This window comes from Gordonia sp. IEGM753 (genome assembly GCF_050321825.1).
In the GTDB taxonomy this organism is placed as follows: Bacteria; Pseudomonadota; Gammaproteobacteria; order Pseudomonadales; family Pseudomonadaceae; genus Aquipseudomonas.
The window spans coordinates 304,771-322,040 of sequence record NZ_JBNQGB010000006.1 but is presented as its reverse complement, the minus strand read 5'-3'; the positions used below and the strand labels follow the sequence as shown (position 1 = coordinate 322,040).

At 58.8% G+C, this 17,270-nt stretch carries 18 protein-coding genes; 16 read left to right on the top strand and 2 right to left on the bottom strand.

Annotation, left to right across the window (positions count from 1 at the left end):
- Window positions 1-12: 12 nt before the first annotated feature.
- The 4 genes from ACQR3R_RS25450 to ACQR3R_RS25435 all read left to right on the top strand — a co-directional run bounded on the left by ACQR3R_RS25450 (window position 13) and on the right by ACQR3R_RS25435 (window position 3,913).
- Entirely contained in the window at window positions 13-1,419 is a 1,407-nt protein-coding gene (locus tag ACQR3R_RS25450; RefSeq protein ID WP_428276611.1) for an efflux transporter outer membrane subunit, read from the top strand.
- A complete protein-coding gene (locus ACQR3R_RS25445; protein WP_428276609.1) occupies window positions 1,419-1,970 on the top strand; it encodes a TonB-dependent receptor domain-containing protein in 552 nt (183 codons plus the stop codon). The genes ACQR3R_RS25450 and ACQR3R_RS25445 overlap by 1 nt, the downstream gene beginning before the upstream one ends.
- 152 nt (window positions 1,971-2,122) lie before the next feature.
- On the top strand, window positions 2,123-2,290 hold the full coding sequence (locus ACQR3R_RS25440; RefSeq protein WP_428276607.1) for a hypothetical protein: 168 nt from the start codon (window positions 2,123-2,125) through the stop codon (window positions 2,288-2,290).
- A 45-nt stretch (window positions 2,291-2,335) separates the two neighbouring features.
- Complete coding sequence (locus ACQR3R_RS25435; protein WP_428276605.1) at window positions 2,336-3,913, top strand: glycosyltransferase family 39 protein; 1,578 nt, start codon at window positions 2,336-2,338, stop codon at window positions 3,911-3,913.
- 7 nt (window positions 3,914-3,920) lie between these two features.
- On the opposite strand, the gene ACQR3R_RS25430 is transcribed toward ACQR3R_RS25435, so the two are convergent.
- Entirely contained in the window at window positions 3,921-4,679 is a 759-nt protein-coding gene (locus ACQR3R_RS25430) for an SPFH domain-containing protein (RefSeq protein WP_428276603.1), read from the bottom strand.
- A gap of 2 nt (window positions 4,680-4,681) precedes the next feature.
- A complete protein-coding gene (locus ACQR3R_RS25425) occupies window positions 4,682-5,215 on the bottom strand; it encodes an NfeD family protein (RefSeq protein WP_428276601.1) in 534 nt (177 codons plus the stop codon).
- Window positions 5,216-5,412: 197 nt separating this feature from the next.
- Here ACQR3R_RS25425 and ACQR3R_RS25420 point away from each other — a divergent pair, with 197 nt between their 5' ends.
- From ACQR3R_RS25420 to pgaA, 12 genes are all read left to right on the top strand, one after another.
- Window positions 5,413-5,874, top strand: a complete 462-nt coding sequence (locus ACQR3R_RS25420) for a YbaK/EbsC family protein (RefSeq protein WP_428276599.1) — start codon at window positions 5,413-5,415, stop codon at window positions 5,872-5,874.
- A 94-nt stretch (window positions 5,875-5,968) separates the two neighbouring features.
- The gene (locus ACQR3R_RS25415) at window positions 5,969-6,214 is read left to right on the top strand and encodes a DUF2789 family protein (RefSeq protein WP_428276597.1); all 246 of its coding nucleotides are present in this window, start codon (window positions 5,969-5,971) and stop codon (window positions 6,212-6,214) included.
- 74 nt (window positions 6,215-6,288) lie between these two features.
- Window positions 6,289-6,534, top strand: coding sequence for a type II toxin-antitoxin system prevent-host-death family antitoxin (locus ACQR3R_RS25410; RefSeq protein WP_428276595.1), 246 nt, complete (start codon window positions 6,289-6,291; stop codon window positions 6,532-6,534).
- The gene (locus ACQR3R_RS25405; RefSeq protein WP_428276593.1) at window positions 6,524-6,805 is read left to right on the top strand and encodes a type II toxin-antitoxin system mRNA interferase toxin, RelE/StbE family; all 282 of its coding nucleotides are present in this window, start codon (window positions 6,524-6,526) and stop codon (window positions 6,803-6,805) included. The genes ACQR3R_RS25410 and ACQR3R_RS25405 overlap by 11 nt, the downstream gene beginning before the upstream one ends.
- Window positions 6,806-6,962: 157 nt before the next feature.
- A complete protein-coding gene (locus tag ACQR3R_RS25400) occupies window positions 6,963-7,391 on the top strand; it encodes a winged helix DNA-binding protein (RefSeq protein ID WP_428276591.1) in 429 nt (142 codons plus the stop codon).
- A complete protein-coding gene (locus ACQR3R_RS25395) occupies window positions 7,388-9,460 on the top strand; it encodes an FUSC family protein (RefSeq protein WP_428276589.1) in 2,073 nt (690 codons plus the stop codon). The genes ACQR3R_RS25400 and ACQR3R_RS25395 overlap by 4 nt, the downstream gene beginning before the upstream one ends.
- Window positions 9,457-9,666: a DUF1656 domain-containing protein gene (locus tag ACQR3R_RS25390; protein WP_059404133.1), complete on the top strand. Its 210-nt coding sequence runs from the start codon at window positions 9,457-9,459 to the stop codon at window positions 9,664-9,666. Before ACQR3R_RS25395 ends, ACQR3R_RS25390 begins: the two co-directional genes overlap by 4 nt.
- On the top strand, window positions 9,663-10,565 hold the full coding sequence (locus ACQR3R_RS25385) for an efflux RND transporter periplasmic adaptor subunit (protein ID WP_428276587.1): 903 nt from the start codon (window positions 9,663-9,665) through the stop codon (window positions 10,563-10,565). Before ACQR3R_RS25390 ends, ACQR3R_RS25385 begins: the two co-directional genes overlap by 4 nt.
- Window positions 10,562-12,010: an efflux transporter outer membrane subunit gene (locus ACQR3R_RS25380; RefSeq protein ID WP_428276585.1), complete on the top strand. Its 1,449-nt coding sequence runs from the start codon at window positions 10,562-10,564 to the stop codon at window positions 12,008-12,010. The genes ACQR3R_RS25385 and ACQR3R_RS25380 overlap by 4 nt, the downstream gene beginning before the upstream one ends.
- A gap of 81 nt (window positions 12,011-12,091) precedes the next feature.
- Window positions 12,092-12,727, top strand: coding sequence for a hypothetical protein (locus ACQR3R_RS25375; protein ID WP_428276583.1), 636 nt, complete (start codon window positions 12,092-12,094; stop codon window positions 12,725-12,727).
- A 310-nt stretch (window positions 12,728-13,037) separates the two neighbouring features.
- Window positions 13,038-14,543: a DUF945 family protein gene (locus tag ACQR3R_RS25370; protein ID WP_428276581.1), complete on the top strand. Its 1,506-nt coding sequence runs from the start codon at window positions 13,038-13,040 to the stop codon at window positions 14,541-14,543.
- Between the two features lie 244 nt (window positions 14,544-14,787).
- Window positions 14,788-17,268: a poly-beta-1,6 N-acetyl-D-glucosamine export porin PgaA gene (gene pgaA / locus ACQR3R_RS25365; protein ID WP_428276579.1), complete on the top strand. Its 2,481-nt coding sequence runs from the start codon at window positions 14,788-14,790 to the stop codon at window positions 17,266-17,268.
- Window positions 17,269-17,270 lie beyond the last annotated feature (2 nt).

The window sequence follows — 17,270 nt, the reverse complement described above, 5'->3', positions numbered from 1 at the left end:
GTTCTGAGCGTTGTGTCTCTGTCGGCTTGCACCGTCGGCCCAGACTTCCAGAAGCCACAAGCACCGCACATCGAGGCATGGTCAAAACCCTCGAAAGCGGCTGCCAGCCAGGCTGTCGCCGACCCCCTCGATGAACGCTGGTGGGACGTTTTTCGCGACCCCAAACTGTCGGCCCTGAGCCAGCGCGCGCTGACCGATAACCTGGACCTGAAACTGGCCAGCAGTCGCTTGCAGCAAAGTCGAGCGGCACGTCAGGTGATCACAGCCGAGCGTTACCCCGATACCGCCGCTACGGGCAGTTATGCCCGTGAACGCAACAGCGGCAAAGGCTTGAGCGATCCCTCGGGAAAAAATGGCGCCTCGGCCTTCAATCTCTGGGACGCGGGGTTTTCCGCGTCGTGGGAGCTCGACGTCTGGGGCCGCGTACGCCGTGAAACCGAAGCCGCCGATGCCAGCCTGGAAGTCGCGGAAAATGACCGTCGCGGTGTATTGCTGTCGGTGCTCGCCGAGACTGCCCAGGACTATATCCAGCTGCGCGGTGTGCAAAGTACGCGAGCGGTTACCGAGCAAAACCTGGACGTTGCGCGCCACAGTTTACAACTCTCTCGCTTGCGCCTCGCCGACGGTGTTGCAACCGACCTCGACGTTGCCGAAGCCGCTGCACAGGTCGCCGCTATCGAATCGCGATTACCGGCGCTGGAGCAGCGACAGTCTCAGCTGATCAATGCCTTGAGTTTACTGATGGGCGAACCGCCGCAAGCGTTACATGCCGAGTTATCCACTGATGCGCCAGTGCCACAAACGCCGCGTCAGGTTGCCATCGGCCTGCCTTCGCAACTGGCTGAACGCCGCCCGGATATCCGCCAGGCAGAAGCGCGTTTGCATGCCGCTACCGCCAGCATCGGCGTGGCCAAAGGCGATTTCTACCCGCGAATCACGCTGTCAGGGAATATGGGCTCGCAAGCCATGCAACTGAGCGATTTTGGTTCCTGGGGCTCGCGTGCCTTCGGTATCGGCCCGCAGTTCAGCCTGCCGCTGTTCGATGGTGGCCGCCTGCGTGGTGTGCTGAATTTGCGCGAAGCCCAGCAACAGGAAGCCGCCATTGCCTATCAACAAACCGTGCTGCGCGCTTGGCATGAGATCGACGATCAATTGAGCGCCTACAATGCCAGCCAACTGCGCCGCGACAGCCTCGCAGAAGCTGTACGCCAGAACCAGATCGCCCTGCGCACAGCGCAGCAGCAATACGTTGAAGGCGTGGTCGATTTCGTTAACGTGCTGACCGTGCAAGGTGCATTGCTCGCGACTCAAGAGCAGTTTGTTGAAAGCTCTACCGGCGTATCGTTGGCGATGGTGGGTTTGTACAAGGCGTTGGGCGGCGGGTGGGAGTCGGTGTATCCGTTGAGTGCCTCCCGTTAGTGGAATGCTGTCTGAATGACATCTGGACCATCAAGCAGAACGCACGCTACGCGCGGGTCAATGACCATTACACCTCACCGCTGCACGGCTACCGTTTTGTCACAAACCCGATTTCCGGGCTGAACGACCAGCGCTACCAGACGCGCTACGGCGTGGATTGGCAGCAGGACAACAAAGTCTTTGGCGTCGATAACATTACCCAGGCCGAGTTTGATACCGTCCCGTTCAGCGACGTCGATGGCAAAGCGTTTGAACCGTCCACCGGCAAGCCATATGAAGTGGGGGTGAAGTATCAGCCACCTGGGCAAAACAGTTTCGTGCAGGTTTCTGCTTACGAACTGGAACAGGAAAATGTGCTGACCTCCAACCTGGCCGCTCCCGGCTTCAGCAACCAAAGTGGCGCTGTGCGTTCCAAAGGCATTGAGTTTGAAGCCAAGGCCGAGCTGACTGATGCCCTGAATGTGATTGCATCGGCGTCGCGTAACGACATCAAATACACCAAGGACAACGACGGCCGAAAGGTCGCCACCCGGCAGCAAACCCGCCACTGACTGCCGCGCTGTGGCTCAATTACACGGTATTGGGTGATACGCCGTTCGCCGGATTAGGCGCGGGTATCGGCACGCGTTACGCCAGGGGCAGTTATGGTGATGACTAAGAAGGGGCTTTTCAGATACCTTCCTACACCGATTACGACGCAAGTTTGTCGTACGATCTGGGCACGTCCGCGTTGCGCATCAAAGGCGTGAAACTGGCGGTGAATTTCAAAAACCTTACCGACAAGAACTACGTCAGCAGTTGCATCAGCCAATGGGACTGCTTTTACGGGGATGGACGTACGGTGGTGTCGAGCCTGACTTACGATTGGTGAGTCTTTAACGCTCTTCTACCCCCGTCTTGAAAGGTGCAGGTCACGATGGGGGAATGGGTTGCTGTGGGTGAGAACACATCAGTAGTGCAGCAATGGCTCCACGCGGCTCGCGAATGCTGGCTGTTGCCGATCCTGATTCTCGCGGCTGCGATTCGGCTGTATGGCCTCACCGACTCCGCCATCTGGTGTGATGAAGGTTCGAGCCTGCTGCTGAGTCAGTACTCGCCGGCATTGACCTGGTTTCATACGGCACACGATGTTCATCCGCCGCTGTACTACCTGTTGCTGCATGCGTGGATGAACCTGTTCGGCAACAGTTTGTTTTCCATCCGCTTCATGAGCGTGGTGCCCGCCCTGGGCACGGTGGTGCTGGTGATCTGGCTGGTGCGGCTGATTGCGACACGGCGTGCCGCTGCACTCGCCGGTTTGCTGGTGGCGCTATTGCCGATAGCTGTGCGCTACAGCCAGGAAGTGCGGATGTATTCGCTGCTGGGGTTCTGGCTTATCGGCGCGACGATTGCGCTGGTGCTGTGGGTAAAACACCCACAGCGTCAGCGTTATCTGATGGTTTACGCGCTGCTGATGACGGCGGGGTTTTATACCCATTACTTCACGGCCCTGTGCGTGATGTCGCACTGGACCTATCTGTTGGTGCTGCGCCTGAGCAATTCGCGCAACCCACTGGTCACGCGGCCTGCGTGGTGGGTGGCCAACGTTGCTATCGTCGCACTTTACGCACCCTGGATTCCCAGCCTGGTGGATCAGTTGCAGCACCTGGAGCAACTCAAGCTCGGCGGTGATGTGGGTTGGATCGAGCCGATTACCGTCAAGTCGTTGCCTTCAGTGATTTGGCAATTCATGACCTATGACGAAGGCCTTCAGCGCGCATGGCCGGTGTTTGTGCTGTTGCCTCTGGCCTTGATCGCAGTGACGGTGTTGATCCTTCGCGCGGACCGCAGCGAGTACCGGTTCAACACATTGGTGGCGGCGTATACCTGTGTGCCGTTGCTGGTCATCGGGTTGGCCTCGCTGGCGACGCCGTTGCTGGTGGATCGTTACCTGATGTTCGCGGCGTTGGGCTTGCCGATCATTCTGGCGATTGCCCTCGACCGCCTCGCTGAACATTACCGGGTGTGGGCGCTGGCGGCATTGCTGGTGGTGGTCGGTGTGGAAGGGGTTGGCCTGAAAAATATCTACACCACCGATCCTGATCGCATCGACGTGATGGTCGATTACGTTAACCAGCATTACGCCAACGGCGACCGCATCGTCGTCAGCGATCTGTTCTGGTATTTCAGCTACGTCTACTACAACCGCACCGCTGCGCAACCGATGCTCTACACGCCGCCGCTTCCCGACGGGCGCTCGGGCCGGCCAAATGCCTACGGTTTCGGTACGTTGGTGGAAGACAGTGGCAAGGAAATCTACCTTGATGCCCTGGCAGACCTGCCACGCACGCCAGGACGGGTCTGGCTGATCAGCAGCAGCGTGGCGCCTTACGATTTTGCGCCCGTACCAAGTGGCTGGAAAGCCATCGACGAGTTGAAGGTGGACGATACGCTGGCGCGGCTCTATGTCATCTGCCCCGTCGACGGCCAGCCATGTCCGGCCTCAAGCCACTAGTTGCGCCTCACGATTTTGAAGACAAATCCGCCATGCCCTTGAGTAACTCGATGGGCAGCGGAAAGACAATCGTCGAGCTCTTGTCGCCGGCAATCGAGGTCAGCGTCTGCATGTAACGCAACTGCATCGCGCCAGGTTGTCGGCCGAGCATTTCTGCGGCCTGCATCAGTTTTTCCGAGGCCTGCAATTCGCCTTCAGCATGGATCACCTTGGCCCGTCGTTCGCGCTCGGCCTCGGCTTGTTTGGCGATGGCGCGAATCATTGATTCATTGAGGTCCACGTGTTTGATCTCGACATTGGCGACTTTGATTCCCCAAACATCAGTCTGGGCATCGAGCACCTGCTGGATGTCGATGTTCAGCCGCTCGCGCTCGGCGAGCAGCTCATCGAGTTCATGTTTGCCGAGCACGGCACGCAAGGTCGTTTGCGCCAGTTGACTGGTGGCCATCAGAAAGTCTTCGACCTGAATAATCGCTTTCTGCGGATCGAGCACGCGAAAATACAACACGGCATTGACCTTGACCGAGACGTTGTCGCGGGTGATCACGTCCTGCGGCGGCACGTCGAGGACGATGGTGCGCAGGTCGACGCGAACCATTTGTTGCACCACCGGAATCAGCAAGATCAGCCCCGGTCCCTTGACCTGCCAGAAGCGCCCGAGTTGGAACACCACCCCGCGTTCGTACTCGCGCAGAATGCGGAAGGTTGACCCCGCCAACGCAATGACCAGCAACAGCAGCGCAGCAAAACCCAGTTGCAGGCCCATGACTATTCTCCTTTGTGCACCGCGTCAGCCGCGGCCACTTCCAGCATCAAACCTTTACGTGCCACCACCCGTACCGTTTGTCCCGGTTGCAGCGGTGTCGCACTCGATACTTGCCAGCGCTCGCCTTGCAGGTGAACCCAACCGTTGTAGGCATTGCCTGGCAGCAGCGACATCACAGACGTCACGCTGCCGAGCAAACCGGCATCTCCGCTGACAATTTGGCGGGGACGGGTTTTCAATGCGCGTATCAACAAAAAAACCAGCAGCAACGCACTGATCAAACCCAGGCCGATCATCAGGGGAATGGGCACATCGGTGTGGGTCAGAATGACGGCACCGATCACAAACATCACGATGCCGCCCAAGCCGATAACCCCATAGTTGGGCAGGGCTGCCTCGGCGATCAGAAATGCGATGCCAAAGGTGATCAACCAGAGGCCCATCGGGTTGGGTGTGAGCACTACAACCGGGTCTGCGGCGAGAACCGATCCGCTCAGGGCCAACAACATCGCAACTGCACAGCAACGGGTAATCACTCGACCCTCCGTGAGCGTCAGGGGTAACTCTTTACAGTCTAGTTGAGCTTGGAGCTGTATGAATTTTGATCAGCGGCGGGTGCTGTCCCCACGTGCAGATTTACCGCGCGTAATGCGCCATCGGGCCTAGACTTTCTATGGAATGAAGAGGTTTAACCATCGTCCGCCGAACACCTTTGCGGACACCGAGGTGCATCATGCGTATGGCAAGAACCGTGCAAAGCAGCCTGGAACAGGCCCAATGCGAATTTGACATCGTCACCCACCCGCACTCCGCCAGCAGCCTTGAAACGGCGCGCGTTGCAGGCATCCCCGCCGAACGGGTGGCGAAATCGGTGATCCTCGACGATCACCACGGTCATTACCTGATGGCGGTACTGCCCGCGAGCCGTCACCTGGACTTGAGCAAAGTGCGTGGCAGTGGCGAATGGCAGATCACCCGGGAAAGCACCCTGGCGCATCTGTTCAACGACTGCGAGCGTGGCGCGGTGCCGGCGCTGGGCGAATCCTATGGCCTGGACATGGTCATCGACCCGTTGCTGACGCGCCAAAAAGACATCTATCTGGAGGCCGGCAATCACAATAATCTGGTGCACATGAGCATGCCGGAGTACTTGAGAATGGTGCCGCATGCCGAGGTGTGTGAGTTGAGCCATTAAGTTTTGTGGCGCCAGTTGCAACCTTCGCGAGCAGGCTGGCTCCTACAGTAGAACCTCACTAGCCTGCTCTGGGCCTTTCACCAGGAATTCAATGATGGAATTGCCAAACCACACCCTCCCGTCCCTGTTCAAACAACTCGGCCTGGACGACGATCCGGTGAGCATCGACCAATTCATCGCCACCCACTCGCCACTCAAGCCCGAATTGCATCTGGCGGATGCGTTTTTCTGGACCAAGAGCCAGGCCGATTTTTTGCGTGATGAAATACTTGATGATGCGGATTGGGCGGAGGTGGTGGATCAACTGAATGTGTTGTTGAGGAAGGGGCGCGGCGTATGACGAGGTTGGGGATTTGGAGGTTGCTCCCAAGCTTTTAATAGACCAATATTAAGACCTTAATTGAGGTCTAAATCATGCAAAGTGTTCTCGCCGATAAGGCCGTCAGTGTTTCCGAGTTGAAGAAAAACCCATCGGCGGTTTTGAACAACGCCCATGGGGGACCTGTTGCTGTCCTCAACCATAATCGAGTCATGGGCTACATGGTCCCTGCGGATGTGTTCGAGGCCATGATGGAGCGATTGGATGACCTCGAGTTGGCGGAAATTGTTCGCGCTCGCCGTCACGAAACACCATTGCCGGTGAGCCTGGATGACCTATAGCCTTGAGTTCCTGCCGTCTGCGCGCAAGGAGTGGGAAAAGCTGGGTCATACGTTACGTGATCAATTCAAGAAGAAACTGGCGGAGCGGCTGGAGTTGCCGCGAATTCCCATGGATTGCCTGCATGGAATGCCTGACTGCTACAAAATAAAGTTGAAGTCCGCCGGATACAGACTTGTCTACCAAGTTGTTGATGAGCGAATAGTCGTTGCGGTTGTAGCAGTAGGAACGCGCGAACGTAGCAGTGTTTATGAGCGAGCTCAGAAGCGTTGATAACCATCGCTGACGTGATGGTCTAAAAATAATCCAAAATGTCGGCACGGCAATTTGTATCAAAACTTGACCGTCTTTCCCTCCAATGCGATATTGATAGTTAGCAAACTAACAGTGTGTATTGTCTCCCGTGCCGAAATCCATCGACGCTCTCCAGATGAACATCAGCAGTTCCATGGTGGTGGCCGCCAGGCATTGGCGGAAGATCTGCCAGACCACGCTGGTCAACTACGGAATATCCGAAGCCTGTGCCGTCCCTTTGCTGATGATCGGACGGTTGGGGGAAGGTGTGCGTCAGGTGACGGTGGCTCAAGCGGCGGGGATGGAAAGTCCGTCGCTGGTGCGTCTGCTCGATCAGCTGTGTCACGGCGGTTACGTCTGTCGCACCGAAGACGCCCATGACCGGCGCGCCAAATGCCTGAGCCTGACCGAAAGCGGTCGCGAATTGGTTCAGGCAGTCGAAGTTGAATTGGTGCGCTTGCGCAACGAAGTGCTCCAGGGGATCGATCAACATGACCTGGAAGCGGCGCTGCGCGTGTTGCGAGCGTTCGAGGCGGCCGGTCAAATTCCGGTGACTAACCCGTGAACGGTTTTTTCAGCGGCATGCCCCCGGCACGAGACTGGTTTTACGGTGTGCGTACCTTTGCAGCATCGATGATCGCGCTGTACATCGCCATGCTCATGCAAATGCCTCGGCCTTACTGGGCGATGGCCACGGTTTACATCGTCTCCAGCCCGTTTGTCGGCCCCACCAGTTCCAAAGCGTTGTACCGCGCGGTCGGTACGTTTCTCGGTGCGGCAGCGGCGGTTTTTTTCGTGCCGATGTTTGTGCAAAGCCCTTATGTGTTGGTGGTGGTCATCGCATTGTGGACCGGGACGTTGTTGTTTCTGTCGCTGCACCTGCGCACGGCCAACAGCTATGCCTTGATGCTCGCCGGTTACACATTGCCGCTGATTGCCTTGCCGGTGGTCGATAACCCGCTGGCAGTGTGGGATGTGGCCGAGGCACGGACCGAGGAAATTTTCCTCGGCATCGCCGTCGCGGCGGTGGTCGGCAGCATGTTCTGGCCGCGTCGATTGGCGCCAGTGTTCAATGATTCGGTCAGCAAATGGTTCGCCGATGCCTCGATTTACAGCCAGCGCTTCTTGACGCGCAGCGTGAAGCCGGAAGAGGTCAGCGCCTTACGCTCCTCAATGGTGGCGACGTTCAACACGCTGGAATTGATGATCGGCCAATTGCCCCATGAGGGCTCTCGTCCGCAAACCGTGCGCAACACCAAAGAGTTGCGTGGGCGAATGATTCACCTGCTTCCGGTGATCGATGCGCTTGACGATGCGCTGTACGCGCTGGAACGGCGTACCCCGGAACTGGTGGATAAATTCGCCCCGTTGCTTGCTGCAACAACCGAATGGCTTGAGCACACCGATGCCGACCTCGATCGCTGGCAGGCCCTGAAAAATCAGCTTGCAGCCCAGCAACCGAGCGCCGAGGCGCTGGATGATCGCAAGCAACTGCTGTTTTCCAATGCCCTGTACCGTCTCGGTGAATGGATCGATCTGTGGCAAGACTGCCGCAGCCTGCAATACGCCATTCAATGTGAAAGCCAGGACAACTGGCGCGCGGTTTATCGGCATTGGCGTTTGGGGCGGCTGACACCTTTTCTTGACCGCGGGCTGATGTTCTATTCGGCAGCATCGACGATCAGCGCGATCATCGTTGCGTCTGTGTTGTGGATTCTGCTCGGCTGGACCGATGGTGGTTCCGCGGTGATCCTGGCGGCGGTGGCGTGCAGCTTTTTCGCCTCGATGGATGACCCTGCGCCGCAAATCTACCGGTTCTTTTTCTGGACCGCGATGTCGGTGGTGTTTGCCAGTCTGTACCTGTTTCTGGTGCTGCCCAACCTGCACGACTTCCCGATGCTGGTGCTGGCGTTCGCCGTGCCGTTCATTTGCATCGGCACCCTTACCGTCAAGCCGCAGTTTTATCTGGGCATGCTGCTGACGCTGGTAAACACCTCGTCCTTTATCAGTATTCAGGGCGCGTACGACGCGGATTTTCTCAGCTTCGCCAACTCGAACCTGGCCGGCCCCATCGGTTTGCTGTTTGCCTTTGTCTGGACCTTGATCGCGCGGCCCTTCGGCGCCGAACTGGCGGCCAAACGCCTGACCCGTTTCAGTTGGCGTGACATTGTCAGCCTGACCGAACCGGCGTCGCTGTCCGAACATCGGCGCCTTGGGGTGCAAATGCTCGATCGGCTGATGCAGCACTTGCCGCGCCTGGCGATTATCGGCCAGGACACCGGCATTGCCCTGCGCGAACTGCGCGTGGCGCTCAACCTGCTGGACCTTCTGGCGTATACGCCGCGCGTCCTCGGCGTGCCGCAAGTGCTGCTGCGTCAGGTGGTGGCGGAAGTCGGCGAATATTTCAAAGCATGCCTCAAGGCTGGCGAACGTCTGCCGGCACCGAGCGCGTTGCTGATGACCATGGATCGCACACGCCGCGCGTTGAACCACGAATGTGATGACGGCGCTCGACTACATTTGCTGCACGCCTTGAGCGGTTTGCGCTTGGCACTGCTGCCCGGTGTGGAATTCGTCGGTAGCAGCGAACTCGAAGAACCGCTTCCCCATGGCATCGATGGAGCGCCTTTATGATCGGTGATCTGGACATCAGCGGGGTGTTCCTGCCCACGTTGCTGGTGTTGATGGGCATTACGTATGTGTTTTACCTGTTGGTGCACGGGTTGCTGACGCGTCTGCACTTTTACCGTCTGGTCTGGCACCGGGCATTGTTCAACGTGGCTCTCTACGCCTTGCTGCTTGGCGCCGTGGATTCACTCAGTCGATACCTGATGACATGAAAAAACCTTTTTTAACCATCGGCCGCGTGGTCCTGACCCTGTTGATCGTGACCTTCGCGGTCGTTGTTGTGTGGCGCATGGTGATGTACTACATGTTCGCGCCGTGGACGCGTGACGGACACATTCGTGCCGACATCGTGCAAATTGCGCCGGACGTCTCCGGGCTGATCCAGCAAGTGGAAGTGCGCGACAACCAACTCGTCACGCGTGGCCAGGTGTTGTTCAGCATTGATCAGGACCGTTTCAAACTGGCGTTGCGTCAGGCGAAAGCAGCGGTCGCGGACCGTCAGGAAACCCTGGCCCAGGCACAGCGTGAGGCCAAGCGTAACCGCGGCTTGGGCAACCTGGTGCCGGCCGAGCAACTGGAAGAAAGCCAGTCCAAGGTGGCCCGCGCCGAAGTGGCGCTGATGGAAGCGCAAGTGTCCGTCGACAGCGCTCAGCTTAATCTGGACCGTTCGACCATTCGCAGCCCGGTGGACGGTTACATCAACGACCGTGCGCCGCGAGCGCAAGAGTTTGTCACGGCCGGGCGCCCGGTGTTGTCGGTGGTAGACAGCAACTCATTCCACATCGACGGCTACTTCGAGGAGACCAAACTGGACGGCATTCATGTCGGCCAGAGTGTCGACATTCGGGTGATCGGCGATCGTTCCCGCCTGCGAGGGCATGTGGAAAGCATTGTCGCGGGTATTGAAGACCGCGACCGCACCAGCGGCAGCAACCTGCTGCCCAACGTTAATCCTGCGTTCAGTTGGGTGCGGTTGGCGCAGCGGATTCCGGTGCGAATCGCCTTCGACGATGTGCCGGCGGATTTCCGCATGATTGCCGGACGGACCGCGACCGTGTCGATCATTGACGACAAGATCAAGGACGACAAACAGCAGGAGCCCGCGAAATGAGCAGGGCCCACGCGTTGGCTGTTTGCGGATTAGGCCTGTTGCTATCGGCTTGTCAGGTGGTCGGGCCGGATTACCACTTGCCGAAAGAAGCCGCCGTAAACCGTCAAGACCTGCAGGGCAACCTAGCCGTCAACGATAAAGATGTTGTCTCGGCGCCGGTGCCGAGTGATTGGTGGCGCTTGTACCAAGATCCGCGCCTGGATCAATTGGTGCAGCAGGCGATGGCCTCTAATACCGATTTGCGCGTGGCGGCGGCCAGTCTTCTGCGTGCGCGTGCTCAAGTCGACGAAGCCAATGCCGCTGGCGGCTGGAGCGGTGGCGTGAAACTGGGCGCACAGCGCCTGCAGGAATCGGGCGAAGCCTTTTTGCTGACTGAAAAAGTGCCCGTGGCCAACGTGGGCGACGTCGGGATCACCACTTCGTATCAGTTCGACCTGTTTGGTACGTTGCAGCGTGGTATTGAAGCGGCCAAGGCGAATGCCGATGCCACTCAAGCCGCCGCAGACACCGCACGAATTACCTTGGTAGCCGACGTTGTTCGCGCCTATACCCAAGTGTGCGCAGCGAATGAAGAGCGTGAAATCGCGCAGCATTCACTCGACTTGCAGTCCCAAAGCACAACGCTCACCCAGCGCCTGCGCGACGCCGGGCGCGGTGATGAAACCCAGGTCACCCGTTCGCAAACCCAATTCAAGTCCTTGCGCGCCGACATGCCGCGCTATGAGGCTGCCCGTCAGGCGGGCCTGTTCCGTTTGTCGATGCTGCTTGCCAAACCAGTGGATCAATTGCCGGCCGGCACTGCCAGTTGCGCCGAATTGCCGAAGATCGCGCAGTTGGTGCCCGTGGGTGACGGCGCCGCGCTGCTCAAGCGACGCCCCGATGTACGGCAGGCCGAACGTCGACTCGCCGCTGCGACTGCCGGCATTGGCATCGCCACTGGCGAGCTGTACCCGGACATCAGCATCGGCGCGACCGTGGGCACGGTGGGGCTGCTGGAAAACCTCGGTAAACCGGCGACCAATCGCTGGGGGTTCGGTTCGCTGTTGAGCTGGACCGTGCCGTCCAACGGTTCCAGGGCCCGAATTCGCGAGGCCGAGGCGACCACTCAAGGTGCGCTGGCGCACTTCGATGGCGTGGTACTCAACGCTATTCGCGAGGCCCAGACCGGTCTGGCGCAATACACGGCGTTGTTGCAACGTCGGGATGCATTGGCAGATGCCGGGCAGTCGGCGCAATTGGCCGCTGACCAGACCCACCGCTTTTATCAGGCCGGTCGGGCGTCATTCCTGGCGGACTTGCAAGCCACCCGCACTTACACCGATGTGCAGGCGCAATTGGCCTCCGCCAACACCCAGGTTGCCATGAGCCAGATCGATTTGTTCCTGGCGCTGGGTGGCGGTTGGGAAAGCGGACGAACGCAAGGCTCACAACCCGGCAAACCCTGAGGCCGTTGCTATGCTTTGAGTTGATGAGGTCGCACGCCGAACTCATCAATCAAGGCTTGCGTTGGTCATGGGGATCTAATAATGAAAAACCCTTATGCTCCCGGCTTCTGGTGCGCTATTGCGGCATTGGTCTTGCTGTCGGCCACCTATTTCTACGGCATCATGCTGGCCCACCAGATCGATAAGGCTCTGGTGTTTCTCGACAGTGCCTCCGCGTTGATAGCCGTCATGGCTATCGTGGTGGTTGCCTGGGCTTCGTTCCAGGGGCAGCGCACTAAAAAAAGACAATTGGAACAAGGTAAGACCCGGGTGCTGATCTGGGACACCAAGGTCGCTTTGCGCCGGGTCGAAACGGTGTTTGACCGTTATTTCTGGGGCAGCTACTGGCAACCGGGGCGCACGTTCCAGGAAGTCATGGGCGAACTCACCGGCACCCCGCTGGAAAAAAGCCTTGAGACGTTGAAGAAACAATGCCTGGCCCTGGATAAGCAGCTGGATGAAGAGGGCTGGCACTGGCTCAACAATGCCCGTGAGCTGTCTGATGTCGCGACTGCCATGGCCCGCGAGCGCTATCAGCTGGACTTCTGCGATCCGCGCGCGGAGGTGACGGGCGGGGCGGTGATCAATCGGGATTTTGAAGTGTTGGTCTACACGTGGACCGCACGGCTCAAAAGCTTCGATCATCAGCTTGATGAGATGGAAGTCCAATACTCCTGAGCCATCGGGTCTGTAACCGATACACCGCCGATCCGCAGGAGCCTGGCTTGCCAGCGATGGCGTCTTCGCGATCGCTATCACCAGCAAGCCGTTTTCCTACAGGGTTTGCGTTTAACCCCATATTGCACAAGCGCCGAAACTCTCGACCGGTGTGGCGGGTCCATAGACACTCTTTAGCCTTTAAACATTGGGTGACATTGCGCGCCTGATGCTAATCTCCATCGCACTTTTATTGGAGTCGAGCCGTACCCGTCACGGGTTCAGGGAAGACGACCACACCTTCAAACAACGGACATTGATCGGGTAATTCATGAATAAATCAGCAGGCGTGCTTCTTGGAATTGTTGTCGCCATCGGCGCAATCAGCGCCGGCGGTGCCTGGTACACCGGCACCAAAATCGAGGGTGTGCTGAACACAGCCATCACCGACGCCAACAAAGAGCTGCAGGCCGAACTGGTCGGTTACAACGGCACTGCGTCGTTGGAACTGGTGTCGCTGGAACGCGGTGTTTTCAGCAGTACCGCACATTACCGGCTCAAGGGTGAAGGCGAGATGTTCGGTCCGGCGCCGGTAGAGCTGCTGTTCGTCGATCACATCGAACACGGCCCGCTACCGTTCTCGCGCCTGATGTCGCTGAAATGGTTGCCGGTGATGGCGACCAGTCACTATGCGCTGGAAAAAACCCCGATCACCGAAAAGTGGTTCGCCGCAGCCAAAGACCAATCCCCGCTCACTGGCGTGGTTAACATCGGCTACGACAACTCCACCAACGGTACGCTGCAGTTGCTGCCGCTGGACGTGGCACTGGACGATAAATCGACCCTGAAATTTTCTGGCCTGAGCCTCGATGTCGCTGCCAACGCCCAAGCGCAGAAGATCAAGGCCAACGGTTACATGGACAGCCTGACACTGAGCACCGTGGCTGAAGACCAGACGCCGGTGAAGGTGGAGCTTAACGGCCTGACCCTCGCCAGCAACCTGACCAAGAGTACCTACGGTTATTACACCGGCGAGAACACCGTCGAGCTGACCGATAGCAAGACCACGTTTGGTGCTCCGCAATCGGTACTGGGCTTGAAGAAGTTTGAAATGAAGAACCAGACCGAAGAGACGGATACCAACGCTTCGGGACGTGCCGATTACAAGGTTGGCGAAGTGTCGCTGAATGGCAAAACGATTGGTTCTGCGCAAATGGCCATGAGCCTGAAGAACCTCGATATCCCGGCCACGATGTCGTTGATGCAGATTTACCAGACCAAGCTGCAGCCGTATGAGAAGGCTGCTGCCCAAGCCACTGCCGCGGGTCAGCCAGCACCCGAACTGAACCTGACTCCCGAAGAAGAAGCCCAGGTAAAAACCGGCCTGGAGAAAATCCTTGCCGCCGGTCCGCAGTTCGCCCTGGAGAACCTTTCGTTCAACACCGCCAATGGTGAAAGCCGTGCCAATCTGGTGCTGGACCTGACCAAACCGCAATCCATGGACCTGCCGCCTGATCAACTGACTCAACAATTGATCGCGTTGCTGGACGTCAATGTGCAAGTCTCCAAGCCAATGCTCGTGGACCTGTTGAGCGTGCAGGGGCAACTCGGTGGGCAAGCCGACGCCAAGGTCATCGCTGACCAGGCGACGGCCACTGCTGATATGTTCGGCGCCATTGCCGTCGGTACGCAACTGGCGAAACTGGACGGCACCAACATCGTCAGCAAGCTGCATTACGCCAACAATCAAGTGGAATTCAACGGCCAGAAAATGACCGTTGAGCAGTTTGTCGGCTTCGTGATGAGCAAGCTCGGTGGCGCTGGCGTAGTCCAGTAACGGCACCTATCACACCGCAACGCCCGGCCTCTGCAAACGCAGGCGCCGGGCGTTTTGCTGTGCGCCGTTTAATGCGCTCCAGGGGCGTGCGCACAATCTGAACAATTATTGTGATCTGAATATTGGTCTACGCTTGCGTGCAAGACTTGATGGTTGAAGTCTGACTGGGTCCGGATTCAGTCAATTTGTTACGAAAGGCCAGGAGGGCATTGCGACCCGGCTAGCCATGGAAGGATGCTGACGAATGCCGCGTATTGATGGTCCGTTGTTACATCGTGGTTTACGCCCCCTGTTTCGCGTAGCGCTATGCAGCCAATTGCTTTGGCCTGCCATAGCGTTAGCCAATACTCCTTATGATCAACTGGTGCTTGATGCTCGAGCGGGCAACTACGCGCCGGTATTGACCGTGCTGCGTCAGGTGCCTGAAAACCAGGCCACCACCGGCCAGGTCAGCGATCATCTGCAAATCGCCAGTTGGGCCGGGCTCGACGCCGAAGTGGTCCAGGTCTACGAGACTCAAGGCCGCAATCGGGCGTTGCCGGTGCAGGCGTTGACCGCCACCGCGCGCGCTTATCGAAATCTGAAACGTTGGGATTCGGCCACCGAGGTCTACACCAAGGCCCTGGCGCTGGACCCGCAAAATGCTGACCTTCAATTAGGGTTGGCGTTGACCCAAGCCGATTCCGGCAATCCCGATGCAGCGGTTATCCGCACCAAGGCACTGGTCGCCGCGAAGCCGGACGACGCCTCCCGCCGTATGGCTCTGGCTTATGCCTATGCCCGCGCCGGCAAAAGCTATGATTCGCTGTTCGAGTACGACCAGGCGTTCATCCGTGCCGGCAGCAAGCCCGACGTTGCTCGTGAGTACGTGAATGCGCTGCAACGTGTACGCCTGCCAGAACCGGCCCTGCGCCTGGCTCGTCAGCGACCTGGGCTGATCGATCCAGTGACTGTGCGGCGCCTTGAAGGCGATCTTGCCGCCGAGCGTGTGCGCCTGGCGGAACTGGCCACCCGCAGCGAAAAGGAACGCTACGTGATCGCCGACCGGGCGCTGGCCGATTACGACCAGTTACTCGCCACCTGGACCCCGGACGCTACTGCGCATGACGACGTCGTTCGTTGGCGCATCGACCGCATGGGAGCACTCAAGGCGCGTGCTCGCACCGCTGACGTCATCACCGAATACCAGAAACTGATCGCTGAGGGCGTTCATATTCCAACCTATGCCATGCGCTGGGTGGCCTCGTCTTATCTGGATCAGCGACAGCCGGAAATCGCGACTGACCTTTACCGCCAAGTGCTGGCGGCGCCAGACGCCGACGCCGGCGATCGCCTCGAAGACAGCACCGCGCTTTACTACGCCTTGCTCGAAAGCGACAAGGCTGAAGAGGCGCGCAAAGTTGCCGAAGACCTGGCCAAAACCGAAAACCCGCGGGTCGAACTCAAGGGCTTGCCCATAGGCAACCCCAACGATGATTGGATGGACGCCCAGCAGTTAGCTGCGCAGGCCGGCACGTACGGCGCTGATCTGCCTTCCGGCGAGCAGCGTCTGCAAACCCTGGTCGATCAGGCACCGGGCAACATTGGCTTGCGCCTGGCCCAGGCCGATCTGTATCTGGCCCGAGACTGGCCACGGCGTGCCGAGCTTCAACTCAAGGAAACCGAAAGCATGGCCCCGCGTGACGTCGGGCTGGAAGTTGCTCAGGGCCAAACCGCGCTTGACCTGCAAGAGTGGCGGCAAGTTGATGCGCTGACCGACGACGTCGTCGCGCGCTTCCCGGACAACCGTCAGGTACAACGCCTGGCGCGCCAGCGTGAAGTGCACGACATGGCCGAGCTGCGCGTTGAGACCTACGGCGGCAAGAGTTATGGCGGCAGCAATGGCGACGCGGGTGCGGTGAATGGCAGCCGTGATTTTGGCATCGAAACCACACTTTACAGCCCGCCCATTGATGAAGACTGGCGCGTTTTCGCCGGCGTCGGGTACGCCACTGGCGATTTTGAGGAAGGCACCGGTAATCACCGCTTCCAGCGCGTGGGGCTGGAGCGCCGCACGCGAGACATGACGCTTGAAGCAGAAGTGTCCAATCACTCTTATGGCTTTGGCAGCAAGCAGGGCGCACGCCTGGCCATTGCGCGGGACATCGACGACCAGTGGCAATACGGCGGCAGTCTCGAATATTTCTCGGCGCAAACCCCGCTCCGAGCCTTGAACAGCGACGTCACCGCCAACGGTGGCAGCGGTTTCATCCGCTGGCGCGCCAATGAAAGTCGCGAGTGGAAACTGGCGGTCAGCCCGTCGCACTTCAGCGATGGCAACAACCGGGTCGAAGCGGTACTCACCGGGCGCGAAGGCGTCTACAGCCGACCAGGCGTGCAAGTCGACTTGGGCCTGGAAGTAGGCACCAGCCACAACTCCATGTCTGAAGACGTGCCGTACTTCAACCCCAAAGCCGACTTCAGCGTGTTGCCAACGGTGAACGTCAATCACGTGCTGTACCACCGTTATGAAACCTCCTGGAGCCAGCAATTCCAGGCCGGGGCGGGCACATACAGCCAACGCGATCATGGCACCGGTGGCATTGGCTTGCTGGGTTACGGCCAGCGCTATAGCTGGAATGACGTGTTCGAGGTGGGAGGTCTGTTGAGCGTGATCAACCGGCCTTACGACGGCGACCGCGAAACCGATTTGCGGCTGCTTGTCGACCTCACTTACCGCTTCTAAAA